Below are 19070 nucleotides of genomic sequence, written 5' to 3'. Positions count from 1 at the left end.
CAAGAAACACGGGAGGCAATTCATGACCACCACCGCCATGCTGCGTGCTTTCTGCGACGCTGTCGAACAGCGCAACGGTCGTGCCTTTGCCGATCTCTTCACCGAGGACGGCGTCTATCACGACGTGTTCTACGGCGCTTTCGAAGGGCGCGACAAAATCGCTGGAATGGTCGACGACTGGTTCTATCGCACGGCGACCGATTTCCGCTGGGACATGCATGACCCCGTCGGCAACGGCACCACGCTGTATGCGCGCTACACGTTCAGCTACAAATCAACCCTGCCGGAAGCGAGCGGCGCGCGCGCGATGTTCGAGGGCGTCGCGATCATGACGCTGCGCGGCGGCAAGATCGCGACCTATCACGAGGTCGCCAACACCGCGCCGGCGTTCCTCGATCTGAAGTTCGCGCCGGAGCGGATCGCCAAGATCGTCGCCAAGCAGGGCGCCGAGCTGAAGGCGCGAACGGAGATGAAGCGGCATCTGGTGTGACGTCGTCGAACTACGGCGGAGGTGGCTTCGCCATCGGCTTGCGCTGCGCCAGCGCGGCGACCGTCGCGGTGCCGATCGGGCCCTGCTCGTCGTAGAGCCAGCATTCGCCGATCGCGACGCCGTCCGTGGCCTGGTGGTTCACCACGTCGAATCCGATCCAGTTCGTCACCGGCAGGCGGTGCAGATAGATCGTGACGTCGCTGTTGATGTAGCCGAGTCCCTTGTCGCCGGCATTGGCGAACGGGCTTGCGAAGTCGGCGCCGGTGGCGACATGGACAAACGGCGTCATCGGCACGCCGGCAACGAGTTCGCGCACCTCGCTCATCCAGAGTCGGCGCGGACCGAGCGAGCCCATGTGGCCGACGATGGGGCGCGTCGTCCATTTGCCGTTCATGCCGAGCCTGGGGTCGGTCGGCTTTGGAATGTCTGATGGCTTCGGCACGTCCCAGTTCGGCGGCGACCAGACATTGCCCTCGGGGTTTTGCGTTCGCCGCAGCAGCTGGCAGGAGGCGCGCGCCATGCTGATGCCGCCGGAGAGGAACTCCGCCTCGACGACGCGGATGCGCATTCCGTCGCGCACCAGCCGCGTCGTCACGTGAATCGGCTTGTCGATGGTCGGCAGCCGAAACATGTCGACGGTGAGCCGCGCAGGCACGAACTCAGGGCCGGAATGGCGCTCCTCGATGGCGAAGCCGATCAGGCCGATGATGACGCGCCCGTGCAGCGATTTCGGGTCCCACGGACCGTTGGCCACTTCCGTCGGATGGAATGTATCGCCGTCGCGGGTGAAGAAAGGCATGTTTGTTGTCATGGTGCGCGACTTTGCGGGAACGTGCGGGGAAATCAAGGGTGGTGAGAGCGAGAACTAGGAGGTGGTGCGCCACTCCTCACGCACGCTCTCATCGGGCTCGTTGCTCATCGCAGCGTTCTTCACCGCCGCAAGCTCGTCCTGCGGCGCCAACTGCCCTAGCGCCCAAACTGCAGCGCCGCGCACCAGCGGGCTCGCATCATCAAGCAAGCGACACGCTTCCTTCGCCAGCGCCGCATCGTCCGAGTTACCAATCGCAACCAGCACGTTCCGCAAGAACCGGTCACGCCCGATGCGCTTCACCGGTGACTTCGTGAACAGCGCGCGAAACCCTGCGTCGTCAAGCCGTGAAAGTTCGCCGAGACCAGGCGCGCGTAATTCGTCGCGCGCGGCGAGCTTGGCCTCACGTCCCTCCTGCGCAAACTTGTTCCAGGGGCACGCCGCGAGGCAATCGTCGCAGCCATAGATGCGGTTGCCGATGGCCTTGCGAAATTCCTGCGGGATCGGTCCCTTGTTCTCGATGGTGAGATAGGAGATGCAGCGCCGCGCATCGAGCTGGTAAGGCGCGGGAAACGCCGAGGTCGGGCAGATGTCGAGGCAGGCCTGGCACGAGCCGCAATGATCGATCTCGGCATCGTCGCGCGGCAAGTCGAGCGTGGTGTAGATGGCGCCGAGAAACAGCCACGATCCGAACTCGCGCGAGACCAGATTGGTGTGCTTGCCCTGCCAGCCGAGATGCGCGGCTTGCGCCAGCGGCTTCTCCATCACCGCCGCGGTGTCGACGAACACCTTCACTTCGCTCGGCGCGGTCGCGACCAGCCAGCGGGCCAGCGCCTTCAACCGCTTCTTGATGAGGTCGTGATAGTCGTCGCCCTGCGCATAGACCGAGATCGCCGCGCGCGTGCGCTGCTTGAGGATTGCGAGCGGATCGGAGTCGGGGCCGTAATTGACGCCGAGCATGATCACGCTGCGCACATCCGGCCACAGCCCGCGCGGATCGACGCGGCGTTCCGGCTGGCTCGCGAGCCAGTCCATGTCGCCATGGCCGCCGGAGGCGATGAATTCGAGGAAGCGCCGTCCGGCGCTGTCGATCGTGCCGGGCGCCGTGACGCCGATGCAGTCGAAGCCGAGTGCGCGCGCCTCGCGCGCCAGCGCCGTCTTCAGTTCAGTCGGATCGGAGTTCAGAAATCCAGGTCCACGTAGGTCCGCGACGCCGGCACGCCCGCCAGCCATTCGCTCAGCAGCGGGCGGAACGACGGACGGGATTTCACCCGCGCGTACCACGCCTTTGCTGCGTCGTCCTCGCTCCATGGCACGTCGCCCAGATAGTCGATCGCCGAGAGATGCGCCGCGGCGGCGAGATCCGCGTAAGTGGGCCGGTCGCCGGCGAGGAAGTTACGGGTCTGCGCCAGCCAGCCGATATAGGCCAGATGATAGCGCACGTTGGCCTTGGCGGCGCGCATCACGTCGGGCGAGGGCGGGCCGCCGCCATTGCCCTCGCTCATGAAGCGCTTGTAGATGCGCTCGGTGACGAGCGGGTGGGAGACCTCCTCGAAGAACTTTTCGTTGAACCAGGCCATCAGCCGGCGCACCTCGACGCGCTCGGCGATCGTCTCCGGCATCAGCCGCTTGGGGCCCATCTCAGCGCCATAGGCCTCGTCGATATATTCGGCGATGATGGCCCCGCCCGGGATCGGCGGCTGTTCGTCGTCCACCAGAACGGGCGTGGTGCCGGCCGCGTTGAGCAGCAGAAACGCCTCGCGCCGTTCCCAGCTGCGCTCCTCGACCAGCTTCAGTTCGAGCCCGTATTCGCCCGCGATCAGGCGGATGAATCGCGAATGCGGACAGAACGGATGATGAAACAGCGTAAACATGAAGCCTTTGACTATTTGATGGTGCTTAAGAATCCATCAATGTTTGTGCGGCGCCACACTAGTCCTTCAAAACCGCGAGGCAAGGGCGCGATAGCGCATTTTGCGATTGCGAGCGAGGGGCGAATAGGCGAGAAGAACCCCGCTTTTCCAGCGGAAATGGACCGTAAATATGTCAGATACAATACGGGCAGTGATCCTCGGCATCATCGAGGGGGTGACCGAGTTCCTTCCCGTGTCCTCGACCGGCCACCTCCTGCTTGCGGAGCGATTCTTCGGCCTCGGCGAAGGCGCCTTCTGGGATTCGTTTACGGTTCTGATCCAGCTCGGCGCGATCCTCGCGATCGTGGGGCTCTACTTCAAGAAGCTGTGGGACGTCGTGATCGGCTTCTTCTCCGGCGATTCCTATTCCCGCCGCTTCGTGATCGGCGTGCTGGTCGCGTTCCTGCCGGCTGTCGTCGTCGGCCTCATCGCCGGCAAGTACATCAAGACCCTGCTGTTCAACCCCTGGGTCGTCTGCTTCACGCTGATCGTCGGCGGTGCCATCCTGCTCTGGGTCGACAAGCTCGACCTCAAGCCGCGCGAGCATGATGCCACGAAGTTTCCGCTGCTGATGTATCTCTATATCGGCATCGCGCAGTGCATTGCGATGATTCCCGGCGTGTCGCGCTCCGGCGCCAGCATCGTCGCCGCGATGTTCCTGGGCGCGGACAAGCGGGCGGCGGCGGAGTTCTCGTTCTTTCTCGCCATTCCGACCATGATCGGCGCGTTCGCCTACGATTTCTACAAGAGCCGCGCCGAGATGACGATGGACCACATGGGTATCGTCGCGATCGGCTTCATCGTGTCGTTCATCACTGCGATCATCGTGGTGAAGTCGTTTCTGGAATATGTCACCCGCCACGGCTTCGTGGTGTTCGCCTGGTGGCGCGTCATCGTCGGCACGCTCGGCCTGATCGCGCTGGCGCTGGGCCGTTAACTTCTCGAAAACCAGCTGATACGCCTCAACGCAATATCAGCTTTTGACCGGTAGGCAGTGTCCGAAAGCGGGGGTGGCCCGCGGACGGAGCTGAACGATGACCCTCGTCAGCGGCTGGGGACGCTTCCCGGTCGTCGATAGCGAAGTGCTGCGACCGCGTTCGTTCGGGGCGGTGGGAGAGGCTGTCGTCGCCGGCTCCGTGGCGCGGGGTAACGGCCGCGCCTATGGCGATGCCGCGATCGGCGTTGCCAGGACCATCGGCATGACCGGGTTCGACCGTATCAGGTCGTTCGATCCGGCGACGGGATGCATCCGGCTGGAAGCCGGCGTGCTGCTGTCCGACCTGATCGATAGCTTTGGACCGCGCGGCTTCCTGCCCTTCGTCGTGCCCGGCACGCGGTTCGTCTCGGTCGGTGGTGCCATCGCCGCCGACGTCCACGGCAAGAACCATCATGGCGAGGGCGGTTTTGGCCGCTATGTCGACAGCATCCTGCTGCGCACCGGGCAGGGCGAGACCCTCGAGATCTCGCGCGAGCAGAATTCCGATGCCTTCTTCGCAACCGTCGGCGGCATGGGCCTCACCGGCGTCGTTCTCGAAGCGACGATGCGGCTGCGCCACGTCGAAACCGGCTGGATCCGCGAGCACGTGATTTCCGCATCCGATCTCGATGCCGCCATGCGCGCGCTCGAGGCCGGCGATTCCGCGACCTACTCGGTGGCCTGGATCGATTGCGTGGCGCGCGGCAACGATCTCGGCCGCTCGCTGATCTATCTCGGCGAGCACGCACGCGCCGATGAACTTGCCGACGGCGCCGATCGATTTCCCCTCGGCAAGACTCCCGGCCTGGCTGTGCCCGTCGACCTGCCCTCGATGACGCTGAACCGCTTGAGCATCCGGGCCTTCAACGAGCTCTACTACCGCATGGGCGCAAGGCGCGCGGGCCGCGACCACGTGGTCTCGCTCTATCCTTACTTCTTTCCGCTCGACGGCATCGCAGACTGGAATCGCATCTATGGACGGCGCGGCTTCCTGCAGCATCAATGCGTGATCCCGCAAGCCGACGCGCGCGCCGTGCTCGCTGACATCCTCGATCGTGTCTCCAGGCGCGGCGATGCCTCGTTCCTCGCGGTGCTGAAGAAGCTCGGCCACGGCGACGGCCTGCTGTCGTTTCCGCTGCCCGGCTACACGCTGGCGCTGGATTTCCCGGTGAGGGGCGACATCCTGAATTTCCTCGACGAGATCGATCGCATCGTCGTCGCGGCCGGCGGCCGGATCTATCTCGCCAAGGATGCGCGGCAGTCGCGCGCGACGTTCGAGGCCGGCTATGGCGCGTTGTCGCGCTTCAACGCGATCCGCAAATCACTCGATCCCGCAGGAAACATCCGCTCGAAATTGTCACAACGCCTGTTCGATGAGGTTTAAGCCGTGACGTCACGCATGTCAGTTCTGGTGCTCGGTGGCTCCTCCGATATCGGCCGCGCCGCGGCGCGCGCCTTTGCCGAGGCCGGATACGATGTCGGCCTCGCAGGTCGCGACGCGGCCGCGCTGGAGCCTGACGCCGCCGATCTGCGCGCGCGCTACGGCATCGAAGCGAACACCTGGACATTCGACGTGCTCGACACCGCCTCGTTCGAGGGCTTCGTTGCCGGCCTTCCCGCCCTGCCCGACGTCGTCATTTCGATCGTCGGCCTGCTGGGCGTGCAGCAAAATGCGGAGAGCGATCTCGCCCATGCCACCACGATCATGCGCTCGAACTACGAGGGACCGTCGCTGATCCTCGGCCTGTTCGCCGAAAGATTTCTTGCGCGCGGCAGCGGCACTGTTGTCGGCGTGTCGTCGGTGGCCGGCGATCGCGGCCGCGCCTCGAACTATGTCTACGGCTCGGCGAAAGCGGGTTTCTCCGCATTCCTCTCGGGCCTGCGCGCCCGCGTCAGCCGCGGCGGCGTGCATGTCGTCACCGTGAAGCCCGGCTTCGTCCGCACCAGGATGACTGAAGGCATGAAGCTGATCGGCCCGCTCACCGTCGACGCGCCCGTCGTCGGCGATGCGATCCTGAACGCGGTCGAGAAGAAGGTCGATGTCGTCTACGTCAGCGGCAAATGGCGCCTCGTGATGCTGATCATCAAGACGCTGCCGGAGGCGGTGTTCAAGAAGCTGAAGTTCTGAGGCTATCGCCGCGCGGACGGTGCGCGCCCTCGCCCGGCTTGCGGGAGAAGTTAAGAAGGACCGCCGTTGACGTAGGTTATGCGCTCTTGCGCTGGAACTGGCCCTGCGGGCGGAAGCGCCAGAGATATTGCGGGGCGATTGCTTCCAGCGAATCGGGCGTGATGCCGAGGCCTTCCAGCGTCAGTCCGGCGGCCTTCGCCGCATCGGACACGACATTGTCGCGCTGGAGCAGCGTCACCTGGTCCGGTGTCAGCTTGAACGCGCCCGGGGCGAACTGCAGGAAGGCGGCCTTGAGGCGGGCGAGGCCGAACGACAGCGGCACCAGCGCGCGCTCGCGGTCGGTGATCTCGAGGATCGCCTCGATGATCTCGCGCATCGTCAGCACCTCGGGTCCGCCGAGCTCGTAGGTGGCGCCCGCCTTGGCCTTGCCGTCGACGGCGTCCGCAATCGCGGTGGCGACGTCGCCGACATAGACCGGCTGCATCTTGGTTTCGCCGCCGATCAGCGGCAGCACCGGGGACATCCGCGCCAGCGCCGCGAAGCGGTTGGTGAACTGGTCCTCGGGGCCGAACATCACGGAGGGGCGGAAGATCGTCGCCGACGGCACCGCCGCGCTCACCGCGGCCTCGCCGGCGGCCTTGGCCCTGGCATAGTGCGAGGGCGAATCAGCGTCGGCGCCGATCGCCGAGACGTGGATCAGGCTGGCCCCCGCAGCCGCCGCCGCCTTGGCGACAGTCTCGGCGCCCTTGGCCTGGACCGCGTCGAAGGTCTGGGCACCGCTCTCGGCGAGGATGCCGACCAGGTTGATCACGACATGCGAATCACGCACCGCCGCCTCGACCGATCCAGGATAGCGCAGATTGGCCTGGATGGTGTGGACCTGGCCGACCTTGCCCGAGGGCTGGAGGTATCCGGCCAGTTCCGGCCGCCGTACCGCGACCCGGACGCGGTAGTCCCGCCGGCACAGCGCGCGGACGACGTTCCGGCCCAAAAACCCCGATCCGCCGAAAACCGTGACGAGCGTTTCCAGATTCGATGCCATAGGTCCGTTCCTGCGAAGAAGTGCGAGATATCAGGCTTGTATCGGCCCGGTGTGCAATGCGCAATCGGCATCCAGAACCATGAATTGACAACGGCGTCACCGAACCGTAGTAACCGCCTCCGTGCCCCAAACGGCATGCCCAGGTGGTGGAATTGGTAGACGCGCTGGCTTCAGGTGCCAGTGGCTTAACGGCCGTGAAGGTTCGAGTCCTTTCCTGGGCACCATTTTGCGGGATTTGGTCCCCAAATAGGCCTGCTTTCGATCATCGTGGCTGGCCGGACGGCGACCTTCGCACCGCTCGCCGCGGGGATCGTGATGGGACCAGAATCCCTCACACCACGCTCCTCCCCGCCCTCGTCGCCACCGCCTTCTGCACGAAATACATCGCGATCAGCGTGATGATCGTCGTCGTGACGACGACGTAGCCGATCCGCTCGAAATGCAGCAGCGAGCCGTCGGGTTGCTGGGCGATGATCGCAGCCGCGAGCACCGAGCCGAGGCCGCCGGAGAGTTGCTGGAGCGAGGCGCTGACCGCGCTGAACGAGCCGCGCTGGCTCTGATCGGGGATCGCCGAGATGATCGCCTGCGACGGGATCATGCGCGAGAAGATGCCGACGAACATCAGCACGTTGACGGTGATCGCGGTCACCAGCGAGACGTGGCCGAGATGGGTGTAGATCAGCACCATCAAGACGGTCATCGCGCAGCCGAACACGAAGGTCGGGTATTTGCCGAAGGTGTCGCTGGCGCGGCCGACCAGCGGTCCGGTGACGATGCTGAACAGGCCGGAGACCAGGTAGATCGTCGGCAGATGCGCGATGTCGATGCCGACATTGTTCACCGTGAAGGCGCTGGAATACGGCATCAGCATGTAGCCGCCCGTCGCCAGCAGCGTCGTGACGCCGAAGGCCAGCGTGTAGCGCGGCTCGAAGATGGTCGCGACCAGGTGATGGAACGGGTTCCGGTCCTGCTTCAGCTTCAGATGCGCGTCGACCGGCTCCATCGCAAAGGCGATCACGGCGATGGCCAGGATCGACAGGCCGACGATCGCAAAGAAGCAGACATGCCAGTCCCAGTGATTGGCGAGAAACAGGCCGGCTGGCACGCCGAGCACCTGGCTCGCGGCAAATGCCGTCTGGACGAAGCCCATCACGCGGCCGCGCAAGTGCAGCGCGAACAGATCGGTGACGATGGCGAGCACGATCGAGCCGATCACGCCGCCGAACAATCCGGTCACGATCCGGCCGAGCAGCAGCACATGATAAGTCTGCGCCAGCGCACACAACAAAGTGCCGAGCGTGAAGCCCGCATAGAAGAACAGCAGCAGCCGCTTGCGGTCGAAGCGATCGGCAAAGCCGGCGGCCAGGATGCCCGATAGTCCGGCGCTGAACGCGTAGGCCGACACCGCGACGCCGAATTGCCCGGCCGTGATGTTGAGCGAGGGCATCATGATGGCGCCGAGCGGCGACATGATGATGAAGTCGAGAATGATGGTGAACTGGGCGAACGCGAGCAGCGCCACCAGGAGTGACTGGTAGCGCGAAAAGCCGCGCTGGCGTTCCTGCTGATCGTCGATCGGCGCGGCGAGCGTCTGGTCTGTCATGGCACCTGGAGCATGGTGGGAAGCTGGCCTCAGATAGGGTGGGCGTGGCCGATTACCACCGGCGGAGGGCCGAAGTTCCGCTGGTATATCCAGCCGGCGCCGGATTGTGGGATCCCCGCAACAGGCCGGCGCCCGATCCGTTTCCAGCTGGTTAAGCCGCCCTTAGCCAATGCCGCCTAGGCTCGCGGCGGTCCTTTCCCGCGAAAACGGCCGGCCCGCAGGTCGGCCTTCGCACTCAATTCAGAGCGTTTTCGGATGGAGCAGCCTGCCTGGCAGCATGATCGGAGTGAAGCCGCACCGGAATCTGTCCCGGTGCCCGGCCGCACGCTGGTGATCGATCTCGAAGGCGCGCTCTTGCGCTCCGAACTGCTGATGGAAGCGCTGTTCTCCAGCCCCGCACGGATGCTGGCCCGCTTCGGGGCGGGCGGCCGCGCCGGCATGGCGGCGCTCACGGATATCCTGGCGCGTGCCGAACTCGACTACGCTCACCTGCCCTATGATGCCGACGTGCTGAACCGGGCGCTGGCGGCGCGGGCGCGGGGTGCGAAGATCTTTCTGGTCGCGGGCCGCTTCGCCGGTCATGCCGCGGGCATCGCCGCGCATCTCGGTTTTGACGGTGTCGTGACGCCAGCCGCTCTCGCGAACGGTGTCAATCTGCCGTTCGATCGCGAGCCGATCGAGCGCATCGAGTCGCGTCGCGAAAGTGGCGCCGGTCTGAAAACCTGGGCCAAGGCGCTGCGGCTCTATCAATACGCCAAGAACACGCTGCTGTTCGTGCCAGCGATAACCGCGCATCAGATGACTCTTGCCACTCTCGGCATCACGCTGCTGGCGTTCCTGGCGTTCTCGGCCTGTGCGTCCGGCGCCTATCTGATGAACGATCTGCTCGACCTCGCCGCCGATCGCCAGCATCCGACCAAGCGCCATCGCGCGCTCGCCTCGGGCGACCTCAGGATCTCGTCGGCGCTGCTTGCGATCCCCGCGCTGTGGGGATTCGCGCTTGTCGCGAGTCTCTGCATCTCGCCGCTGTTTCTCGGCGTGCTCGCCGCCTATCTCGCCACCACGATCGCCTATTCGCTCGTGCTCAAGCGCAAGATGCTGGTCGACGTGGTCACGCTCGCCGGTCTCTACTCCTTGCGCATCGTCGCCGGCGGGGTCGCGGCCGGCGTCATGCTGTCGGAATGGCTGATGGTGTTCTCGCTGTTCGTGTTCACCTCGCTCGCCCTGATCAAGCGCTTCAGCGAGCTCAGCATGCGCCAGGGCGAGGGCCTTTCCGATCCCTCCAACCGCGATTACCGCATCAGCGACCTGCACATCATCGCCGCGATGGCGGCGGCGAGCGCCATGAATGCGGTGACGGTGTTTACGCTCTACGTCTCGTCTTCCGCGGTGACGCCGCTCTACAGCCGCCCCTGGATGCTCTGGCTGCTCGCGCCCCTGCTGCTCTACTGGTTCGGCCGGGCGCTGATGATCGCGCATCGCCGCGAGATGCCCGACGACCCCATCATCTACGCCTTCCGGGACAGTGCGAGCCGCACCACGGTGGCGGCGATGGTCTGCATCATGCTGGCGGCGATCTGATCAGGCCCGGATCTGCGCTTGCGCCGCCCCTCCGCAGTGGATACATCGCGGACCATCCGGTTGGCCTATGATGACGACGCGACCGATTTGACCAAAGGGTTTGAAACGCCATGACCGTACGCCTGCATCGCGGCGACCTGCCTGACCTCTCCCGCTACACCGGCGCGGTGGCGATCGACACCGAGACCATGGGGCTCAACCCGCACCGCGACCGGCTCTGCGTGGTCCAGCTCTCGCCGGGCGACGGCAGCGCCGACGTGGTGCAGATCCCCAAAGGTCACACCGATGCGCCGAATTTGAAGGCCCTGCTCGCCAACCCCGCCATCACCAAGATCTTCCATTTCGCGCGGTTCGACGTCGCGGTGCTGTACCAGACCTTCGGCGTCATGACCGGGCCGATCTATTGCACCAAGATCGCCTCCCGCCTGACCCGCACCTATACCGATCGCCACGGCCTGAAAGACCTCGTGCGCGAGGTGCTCAATGTCGACCTTTCCAAGCAGCAGCAATCCAGCGACTGGGGTTCCGACAGCCTGACCGAGCCTCAGCTCGCCTACGCCGCCTCCGACGTGCTGCACCTGCATGGCTTGCGCGAGCGGCTCGACGCCATGCTGGTCCGGGAGGGCCGCACCGCGCTGGCCAAGGCCTGCTTCGACTTCCTGCCGACCCGCGCTTTGCTCGACCTCCAGGGCTGGGAGGAAGAGGACATTTTCGCGCATTCCTGAGCCCTCGACCGTTGGGCTCGGGCAACGCCCCGTTTCGGACACTTTCCTGCGGCCTCTCCATGGCCGATATGTCCAAGGCTGCATATTCGGGCGTTGCCGGGTACAATGGCGCGGCCTTCAACCGGATAAGGCGAGCGACACCCCGGAGCAGCGGTGAATTCGGCCCACAATCCCGCCTACGACGCCGCGCTTGCGGCGAAGTTTGCCAGCGCGGCGCGCCACAGCCGCCTGGTGCGGATTCTGCGCATCGCGGTGCCGGCGACCGTGGCTGCATCCCTGGCCGCGATCGTCGCGGTCTCGACCTTCCTCAATCCCTTCAAGATTCCCATCAAGCTCGACTCCGGAAACCTCGTGGTGACCGGCACCAAGATCACGATGGAAACGCCGCATCTCTCGGGCTACACGCCGGATCAGCGCCCCTACGAGCTCTGGGCCAAGACCGCGACGCAGGACATTACCGACGCCGATCATGTCGACCTCAATGATTTGCGCGCGAAAGTGCTGATGGAAGATCAGTCCACCCTGTTCCTCGATTCCCGCTACGGCCGCTTCGACAACAAGCAGCAGCAGCTCAGCCTTGCGAAGGACATCTTCCTGCGCACCTCGACCGGCTACGAGGCGCGGCTGAACTCGGCCTTCGTCGACATGAACAAGGGCACCGTCTCGTCGGACGAGCGTGTCGACGTCAAGCTGACCAACGGCACGCTGACGGCGGACAAGCTGCGCATTACCGAAGGCGGCGACGTCGTCCGCTTCGAGGGCAACGTGGTGATGCACCTCGACAAGATCAGCACGGATGAGGCGACGCCCGCGCCCGTCGAGCAGCCCGCACCGCCGCCGCCGGCGAAGAAGAACAAGTCTGCGAACTCAAAGTGATTTTCATGATCGGTCTTTTTTCCCGCAACGTCGTCAAGCGTCGCGCCATCGTCGCGGCGGCCGCGTTGATCGTGACAGGTGGTGCTGCCGTGGCGCAGACCGCGATGCAAGGCGTGCCCAACGCGATGCAGGGCTTCTCGCAGAACCGCGATCAGCCGATCCAGATCGAGGCCGCTTCGCTCGAGATGCGCGACAAGAAGAAGGAAGCGACCTTCGCGGGCAATGTGAAGGTCGTGCAGGGCGACACCACCATGACCTCGAAGACGCTGGTGGTGTTCTACGAATCCAAGAGCGACAAGCCGGCCGCGCCGCAGGCGGCTCCTGCCAAGGGCGCGAAGGCGGCGGCGCCGATGCAGTCGGCGACGCCGGGACCGGGCGGCGCCTCCTCGATCAAGCGGCTGGAAGCGCGCGGCAATGTCGTCGTCACCCAGAAGGACCAGGTGGTGACAGGCGAGACCGCCGTGTTCGACACCAAGACCAACCTCATCACCATGCTCGGCGGAGCCGGGGGCCAGGTGGTCCTGACCCAGTGCCAGAACGTGCTGCGTGGCGACCGCCTGATGGTCGACATGACCACCGGCGTCTCCCGGGTGGAATCCGACAGCGGCAAGGTGCAGGGCCTGTTCATCCAGTCCCAGGGGGGCGGGGACGGCAAATGCGGAACGCCCGTGGCCCCGGGCGCGGGTTCACCCTTGCAATTGCCGGGCTCGACCAAGAAAAAGTAAATTCCAAGTGTAACTTCAATAGTTTGGCTTTCACTAAGCCGATCCGAGGTTGAAGCTTGCGCGGCGAGGCTGTATCTAGCGCGCAGGGCTTTCGAAGCGGGGTCCGCCGCTTTTCGGGCGTGTTTCACTGGGCATGAGACATCCCTAAACTCATGCTGCGTCGGCGAATCGAAAGGCCGGCGCGGCAGATCGCGTGACGATCGCGAAACGCTGGAAGGCGGGGATGGTCGATCTATTCAGCATGTTCCGTCGGCGCCCCGCCAAACGCGGCCGGCCAGGATTTGCCCGTCAGGACATCACCGCACTCGGTGACAGCGTCGGCGGCCTGGTGCCGAGCCCTGTCAGGGACGCGCCGCCGATTGCCCGTGACCAGCCCATGCAGGCCCCGGATCCCTATGGCGTCGAGGCGCCGCCGCGGGCGCGGCCGGCAGCCCCCCAGCCGCCCCAAGCCAGACCCGGCGCCAAGTCCGGTTCGAAGACGAACGGCACGGGCGGACCGCAGCTGTTGCGGCGGCCGGGCTTCCTGGCTGTGCATAGCGTGGAAAAGAGTTTCGGCAGCCGCCAGGTCGTGCGGGGCGTCAGCATCTATGTGCGCCGGGGCGAAGCGGTCGGCCTGCTCGGCCCGAACGGCGCCGGCAAGACCACCGTGTTCTACATGATAACAGGCCTGATCAAGGCCGATCGCGGCGCGATCGAGCTCGACGGCCACGACGTCACGAAGCTCCCGATGTATCAGCGCGCGCGGCTCGGCATCGGCTATCTGCCGCAGGAAGCCTCGATCTTCCGCGGCCTCACCGTCGAGCAGAACATCCGCGCCGTGCTCGAAGTGGTCGAGCCGTCGCGCAAGAAGCGCGAGCAGCAGCTCGACTCGCTGCTCGACGAATTCAACATCACGCGCCTTAGAAAATCGCCTTCGATCGCGCTGTCGGGTGGTGAGCGTCGCCGCGTCGAGATCGCGCGCGCGCTGGCGACGCGTCCGAACTACATGCTGCTCGACGAGCCCTTCGCTGGCATCGATCCGATCGCGGTGGGCGACATTCAGGACCTCGTCCGCCACCTCACCAATCGCGGCATCGGCGTCCTGATCACCGACCACAATGTGCGCGAGACGCTCGGCCTCACCGATCGCGCCTATATCGTCTATGCCGGTGAGATCCTGACGGAGGGGAGCCCGGACGAGATCGTCGCGGATCCGGATGTTCGTCGCCTTTACCTTGGCGAGGAATTCCGCCTCTAGCCCTTTTTTCCGCCGCGTCAAGGCGTGTACATCGCGCCAGGACTAGGATAAGCAAGAATCGGACCAATTTTCGGGAACGGTTCTTGTTAGATGGCGCTGACGCAGAGATTAGAGTTCCGGCAATCGCAGTCGCTGGTCATGACGCCGCAGCTGATGCAGGCGATCAAGCTGCTGCAGCTGTCGAATCTCGATCTCACGACCTTCGTGGAGGAGGAGCTCGAGCGTAATCCCCTGCTGGAGCGGGCCAATGACGAGGCTCCCGGCGGCGACGCCCCAGCCGAGACCGCCCAGTTCAGCGACGGCGATGGCGATGATTCAGGCAGCCAGGGTGACGGTCATGGCGCCGATGACGGCTTTGGCGGCAGCGGTGACGCCTTCGAACCCGGCCAGGAAGAATGGATGAGCAAGGATCTCGGCACCCGCGCCGAGATCGAGCAGACCCTGGACACGGGCCTGGACAACGTCTTCTCCGAGGAGCCGGCCGAGGCCGCCGCCCGCAACGCCCAGGACGCCGCACCGACCACCTATACGGAATGGGGCGGCGGCGCCTCCGGTGACGAGGACTACAATCTCGAAGCCTTCGTCGCGGCGGAGATGACGCTCTCCGACCATCTGGCCGAGCAGCTTTCGGTCGCCTTCACCGGCGCGGCGCAGCGCATGATCGGGCAGTACCTGATCGACCTCGTCGACGAAGCCGGTTATCTGCCGCCCGATCTCGGCCAGGCGGCCGAGCGTCTCGGCGCAACGCAACGGGATGTCGAAGACGTCCTTGCCGTGCTGCAAAAATTCGATCCGCCCGGCGTCTGCGCGCGCAATTTGAGCGAGTGCCTGGCGATCCAGCTCCGCGAGCTCGACCGTTACGATCCCGCGATGCAGGCCCTTGTCGAGCATCTCGATCTCCTCGCCAAGCGAGACGTCGCCAGCTTGCGCAAGCTCTGCGGCGTCGACGACGAGGACATCGCCGACATGATCGGCGAGATCCGCCGGCTCAATCCCAAGCCCGGCATGAAGTTCGGCTCGGCGCGGCTTCAGACCATGGTGCCCGACGTCTATGTCCGCCCGGGTCCCGACGGCGGCTGGCACGTCGAGCTCAACAGCGACACCTTGCCGCGTGTGCTGGTGAACCAGACCTACTATTCCGAGCTGTCGAAGAAGATCGGCAAGGACGGCGACAAATCCTATTTCACCGACGCGCTGCAGAACGCGACGTGGCTGGTGCGCGCGCTCGACCAGCGCGCCCGCACCATCCTGAAAGTTGCGACCGAGATCGTGCGCCAGCAGGACGGCTTCTTCACCCATGGTGTCGCGCACCTGCGGCCGCTGAACCTGAAGGCGGTTGCCGACGCCATCCAGATGCACGAGTCCACGGTGTCGCGCGTCACCGCCAACAAATACATGGCGACAAATCGCGGCACGTTCGAGTTGAAATATTTCTTCACGGCGTCGATCGCCTCGGCCGACGGCGGCGAGGCGCACTCGGCCGAAGCCGTGCGGCACCACATCAAGCAACTGATCGATTCGGAAGAACCGTCCGCAATCCTGTCGGATGACACCATCGTGGAACGCTTGCGCGCCTCGGGCATTGATATTGCCCGTCGCACGGTCGCGAAGTACCGCGAAGCCATGCGCATTCCATCCTCGGTGCAACGCCGTCGTGACAAGCAGAGCGCTCTTGGTAACGTCCTTTCCACCGCAATGTCCGATCGCTCCCGCAACACCGAACCGGCCTGATTGCGCTGGCGCGAAATCGCGCTACTCTCACTTCCCCATCGCGACCGATCCAAGCTGGGCGAGCAAACCAAGCGAGGCATCACATGACTCTTCGGATCTCGGGCAAGAGCGTTAGCGTCGGCGAGGCCCTCCGCGGCCGCGTCACCGACCGGACCGAAGAGGTCCTGCGTAAGTATTTCGACGGCAATTATTCCGGCCACATCACGCTCAGCAAGGACGGCTTCGGTTTCCGCACCGACTGTGCGCTGCATCTGGATTCCGGCATCACGCTGGAGGCCGATTCGAACGCGCAGGATGCCTATGCCAGCGCCGACCAGGCGCTGATCATGATCGAGAAGCGGCTCAAGCGCTACAAGAGCCGGCTCAAGGATCGCTCGGCCCGCAAGGCCCATGTCGCCTCCGCGGCGCTGGCCGCATTGGACGCCACGGCTTACGTGCTCGAGGCCCCCGGCGAGGGGGACGACGAGGAGGAGGTGACCGGCTACAGCCCCGTGATCATCGCGGAAGCGACGACGTCGCTCAAGCAGCTCTCGGTCAGCGAAGCCGTCATGGAACTCGACCTCAGCGGGGCACCCTGCCTGGTATTCCAGCATGGCTCGTCGGGCCGGGTGAACATCATCTACCGCCGGGCGGACGGCAATGTCGGCTGGATCGACCCGCCGGGTGACAAATCAGGCGGTTAGGCCGGCGGAAGGGGTATCCCCGTATCAACCACAGGTCTTAACAATGCCGGGGCAAAGCCGCACGCAGCAGTTGGCACCGGGATTGCGTTGGAGTAGAAGCGCCCCACATCAAGACCGGGGCTAAGTCCCCCTTCTGCTTGACCTTCTTGACGCCGGCCGGGCTCGATCCGATCGAGCCGGCCAATTCGGAACCTGACGGTTTAATTCACCTCGGAAAACTTCCATGCCGATTACCGATCTGGTCGCACCCGAGGCGATTCTCCCGGCATTGAAGGTCAACAGCAAGAAGCAGGCGCTCCAGGAACTCGCGGCCAAGGCCGCCGAGCTGACCGGCCAGAACGAGCGCGCCGTGTTCGAGGTGCTGCTCCAGCGCGAGAAGCTCGGCACCACGGCGGTCGGCTACGGTGTCGCCATTCCCCACGGCAAGCTGCCCAAGCTCGAGAAGATCTTCGGCCTGTTCGCCCGGCTCGATCGTCCGATCGATTTCGAGGCGATGGACGGCCAGCCGGTCGATCTCGTCTTCCTGCTGCTTGCCCCCGAAGGCGCCGGCGCCGATCACCTCAAGGCGCTCGCCCGCATCGCCCGTCTCTTGCGCGACCAGGACATCGCCAAGAAGCTGCGCGCCTCGCGCGACGCCCAGGCGATCTACTCGGTGCTGGCCCTGCCGCCGGCGACCGCGGCGTAACGCCTCGCATTCACCGCGGCCATTCCTGGACTGAAGTTTTCAGCCACGCGTTCGTGGACGCCGCTCCCGCGCGTCAGCAGACCGTCGGCAGCAGACGCCGGACTTCGTCGAGCAATTCGGGGACAGCCGTCTTGTCACCCGCGAGGTGCTTGAGCAGCGCACTCTGGAATAGACCGTCGAACAGCGCATAGAGCGCGGCTGGCGACGACGCCGGCCGCCTGTCGCCGAGCTCGGCATAGCGGCAGGCGATGCGCCAGATCATCGCTTCCAGGCTCTTGTCGATCTCGAGCACGTCCTTGCGAAACGCCGCCTCGAACATCGCCTGCGAGCGCAAATCGTACCAGAGCCGGTGCATGCGGGCTTCGTTCTGCAGCGTTGCCGCGAGCTTCGCGAGAAAACCCTCCGTCAATTCGTCGCGGCTCGTAGCCGTCGCGACGACCTCGTCATATCGCGTCACGCACTTCGCCTTGTAGTGGCGCACGCAGCAGCAGATCAGGTCGAGCTTGTCGCTGAAATAATAGTGGAACACGCCGTGCGTGAACGCCGAGTTCTGCGCGATCTCGCGCAGGCTGGTGCGGGCGAAGCCGAGCTCTCCGAGCGTCTCCAACGCGGCCTCCGCAAGCTCGATGCGTCGCGCGTTGAACTTGTCGTCCCGCACGATCTCCGCCACGGCCTCTCGCTTCGCCGCTCCTGTCGCCTGCCGCGCCATCGTTGCGCTGTCTCCGGTCTCTTGGTCACCACGATCCGTCATCTCTACAGACCATCCTCTTTGACAACTGTCAAATTTTTACCTTGACAACTGTCAAGTTCCGGGAGGAGGGTGCGCGTCAAGAATTTGGACAGTCGTCAAGACGTCAGCCAATGGAGGAAATGCACCCACCGGCGCCGCGCCGCCGGAACGGACTCGCATGCCGTTGCGCACCGCGCCGGCACCGTGCTGCCGATCGCAGCACGCACCGATCATCAGCGAAGAGATCAGTCCAACAGATCAGTCCAAAGATCAGTTCAAGCAAAGGGAGGACGTGCGATGAGTGAGAAGAGTCTTGATGGCCGCAAAGCCCTGGTCACCGGCGGAGCCCGCGGGATAGGAGCTGCAATCGCGGAGGCACTGGCGCGGTCCGGTGCGGCGGTCATGATCGGCGACATCCTCGATGACGTCGGCAGGGACAGTGCCGGCCAGATCACAAGGCTCGGCGTGAAGACCGGCTTCGTGCATCTCGACGTCACCGACGATGCGCAGTGGGAGAAAGCGGCCGCTGCGACGATCGCCACCCTCGGCGGCTACGACATCCTGATCAACAATGCCGGCATCGAGATCACCTCGCTGATCTCGGAGGTCAGGGCCGAGGACGCGCGGCGGATGTGCGACGTCAACATCGTCGGCACCGTGCTCGGCATGAAGCACGCCTTCCGTGCGATGCGGCCGGGCGGACCGGCCGGCAAGGGCGGCGCTGTCGTCAACATCGCCTCCGTCGCGGCGACGATCGCCTTTCCGAGCATCGCGGTCTATTCCGGCACCAAATCCGCGGTCGACCGCATGACGCGGGTTGGCGCGATGGAAGCCGGCAAGCTTGGTTTCGGCGTGCGCGTCAACTGCATCTATCCCGGCCTGATCCCGACCGACATGGGCCTGCAGCTCGCCAACGACATCGTGAAGATCGGTCTTGCGCCCGACGTCAACGCCGCGGTCGGCTCGGTGGTGGAGCAGACTCCACTCGGCAAGCTCGCGGAGGTCGGCGACATCGCCAGTGCCGCGGTGTTCCTGTGCTCGAACGAGGCACGCTTCATCACCGGCATCGGACTGCCGGTCGATGGCGGCATGGGCATGTGAGCAAAGAACCGAACCACGAACATTTCGGAGGAACGC

General features: G+C 64.9%; 19 protein-coding genes and 1 tRNA gene. 14 read left to right on the top strand and 6 right to left on the bottom strand.

Annotated features, from left to right (window positions below; translation table 11 throughout):
* The first annotated feature begins 22 nt into the window (after nt 1–22).
* Nucleotides 23–490 carry a nuclear transport factor 2 family protein gene (locus XH90_RS00655; protein WP_194478725.1) on the top strand — a complete coding sequence of 156 codons (468 nt, stop codon included), beginning with the start codon at nt 23–25 and terminating at the stop codon, nt 488–490.
* 10 nt (nt 491–500) lie between these two features.
* Here XH90_RS00655 and XH90_RS00650 read toward each other — a convergent pair whose 3' ends face one another.
* The 3 genes from XH90_RS00650 to XH90_RS00640 form a co-directional block, all read right to left on the bottom strand.
* Nucleotides 501–1289 carry an acyl-CoA thioesterase domain-containing protein gene (locus tag XH90_RS00650; RefSeq protein WP_194478724.1) on the bottom strand — a complete coding sequence of 263 codons (789 nt, stop codon included), beginning with the start codon at nt 1287–1289 and terminating at the stop codon, nt 501–503.
* 66 nt (nt 1290–1355) lie between these two features.
* Nucleotides 1356–2531 (bottom strand): tRNA epoxyqueuosine(34) reductase QueG, encoded by a 1176-nt coding sequence (queG, locus tag XH90_RS00645; RefSeq protein WP_194478723.1) that lies wholly within the window; start codon nt 2529–2531, stop codon nt 1356–1358.
* Nucleotides 2480–3172 carry a glutathione S-transferase family protein gene (locus XH90_RS00640; protein ID WP_194478722.1) on the bottom strand — a complete coding sequence of 231 codons (693 nt, stop codon included), beginning with the start codon at nt 3170–3172 and terminating at the stop codon, nt 2480–2482. The genes queG and XH90_RS00640 overlap by 52 nt, the downstream gene beginning before the upstream one ends.
* 169 nt (nt 3173–3341) lie before the next feature.
* On the opposite strand from XH90_RS00640, the gene XH90_RS00635 reads away from it, so the two are divergent.
* From XH90_RS00635 to XH90_RS00625, 3 genes are all read left to right on the top strand, one after another.
* Nucleotides 3342–4148, top strand: a complete 807-nt coding sequence (locus XH90_RS00635) for an undecaprenyl-diphosphate phosphatase (protein WP_194478721.1) — start codon at nt 3342–3344, stop codon at nt 4146–4148.
* Between the two features lie 97 nt (nt 4149–4245).
* Nucleotides 4246–5571, top strand: coding sequence for an FAD-binding oxidoreductase (locus tag XH90_RS00630; RefSeq protein WP_194478720.1), 1326 nt, complete (start codon nt 4246–4248; stop codon nt 5569–5571).
* 3 nt (nt 5572–5574) lie between these two features.
* Nucleotides 5575–6315, top strand: a complete 741-nt coding sequence (locus XH90_RS00625; RefSeq protein ID WP_194478719.1) for an SDR family oxidoreductase — start codon at nt 5575–5577, stop codon at nt 6313–6315.
* 76 nt (nt 6316–6391) lie between these two features.
* Here XH90_RS00625 and XH90_RS00620 read toward each other — a convergent pair whose 3' ends face one another.
* Nucleotides 6392–7357, bottom strand: coding sequence for a complex I NDUFA9 subunit family protein (locus tag XH90_RS00620; RefSeq protein ID WP_194478718.1), 966 nt, complete (start codon nt 7355–7357; stop codon nt 6392–6394).
* 137 nt (nt 7358–7494) lie between these two features.
* Between XH90_RS00620 and XH90_RS00615 the strand changes: the two genes are divergently transcribed.
* Nucleotides 7495–7581: transfer RNA gene (locus XH90_RS00615), tRNA-Leu, on the top strand.
* Between the two features lie 107 nt (nt 7582–7688).
* Here the strand turns inward: XH90_RS00615 and XH90_RS00610 are convergent.
* Nucleotides 7689–8960, bottom strand: a complete 1272-nt coding sequence (locus XH90_RS00610; protein ID WP_194478717.1) for an MFS transporter — start codon at nt 8958–8960, stop codon at nt 7689–7691.
* Nucleotides 8961–9215: 255 nt separating this feature from the next.
* Between XH90_RS00610 and XH90_RS00605 the strand changes: the two genes are divergently transcribed.
* From XH90_RS00605 to ptsN, 8 genes are all read left to right on the top strand, one after another.
* Nucleotides 9216–10541 (top strand): UbiA family prenyltransferase, encoded by a 1326-nt coding sequence (locus XH90_RS00605; RefSeq protein WP_194478716.1) that lies wholly within the window; start codon nt 9216–9218, stop codon nt 10539–10541.
* A gap of 110 nt (nt 10542–10651) precedes the next feature.
* Entirely contained in the window at nt 10652–11266 is a 615-nt protein-coding gene (locus XH90_RS00600) for a ribonuclease D (RefSeq protein ID WP_194478715.1), read from the top strand.
* 153 nt (nt 11267–11419) lie between these two features.
* Entirely contained in the window at nt 11420–12142 is a 723-nt protein-coding gene (lptC, locus tag XH90_RS00595) for an LPS export ABC transporter periplasmic protein LptC (RefSeq protein WP_194478714.1), read from the top strand.
* 5 nt (nt 12143–12147) lie between these two features.
* Entirely contained in the window at nt 12148–12867 is a 720-nt protein-coding gene (locus XH90_RS00590; RefSeq protein WP_194478713.1) for an LptA/OstA family protein, read from the top strand.
* A gap of 223 nt (nt 12868–13090) precedes the next feature.
* Nucleotides 13091–14104, top strand: a complete 1014-nt coding sequence (gene lptB / locus XH90_RS00585) for an LPS export ABC transporter ATP-binding protein (RefSeq protein WP_194482546.1) — start codon at nt 13091–13093, stop codon at nt 14102–14104.
* 90 nt (nt 14105–14194) lie between these two features.
* A complete protein-coding gene (gene rpoN, locus XH90_RS00580; protein ID WP_194478712.1) occupies nt 14195–15835 on the top strand; it encodes an RNA polymerase factor sigma-54 in 1641 nt (546 codons plus the stop codon).
* Nucleotides 15836–15918: 83 nt separating this feature from the next.
* Nucleotides 15919–16518, top strand: coding sequence for a ribosome hibernation-promoting factor, HPF/YfiA family (gene hpf, locus XH90_RS00575; protein WP_194478711.1), 600 nt, complete (start codon nt 15919–15921; stop codon nt 16516–16518).
* A gap of 223 nt (nt 16519–16741) precedes the next feature.
* On the top strand, nt 16742–17203 hold the full coding sequence (gene ptsN, locus XH90_RS00570) for a PTS IIA-like nitrogen regulatory protein PtsN (protein ID WP_063681444.1): 462 nt from the start codon (nt 16742–16744) through the stop codon (nt 17201–17203).
* A 73-nt stretch (nt 17204–17276) separates the two neighbouring features.
* Here ptsN and XH90_RS00565 read toward each other — a convergent pair whose 3' ends face one another.
* A complete protein-coding gene (locus tag XH90_RS00565) occupies nt 17277–17954 on the bottom strand; it encodes a TetR/AcrR family transcriptional regulator (RefSeq protein ID WP_246755666.1) in 678 nt (225 codons plus the stop codon).
* Between the two features lie 276 nt (nt 17955–18230).
* Here XH90_RS00565 and XH90_RS00560 point away from each other — a divergent pair, with 276 nt between their 5' ends.
* Complete coding sequence (locus tag XH90_RS00560) at nt 18231–19034, top strand: SDR family NAD(P)-dependent oxidoreductase (protein WP_194478710.1); 804 nt, start codon at nt 18231–18233, stop codon at nt 19032–19034.
* Nucleotides 19035–19070: the final 36 nt, after the last annotated feature.

Source organism: Bradyrhizobium sp. CCBAU 53338, assembly GCF_015291665.1.
In the GTDB taxonomy this organism is placed as follows: domain Bacteria; phylum Pseudomonadota; class Alphaproteobacteria; order Rhizobiales; family Xanthobacteraceae; genus Bradyrhizobium.
This window is presented reverse-complemented; position numbering and strand designations above follow the sequence as displayed.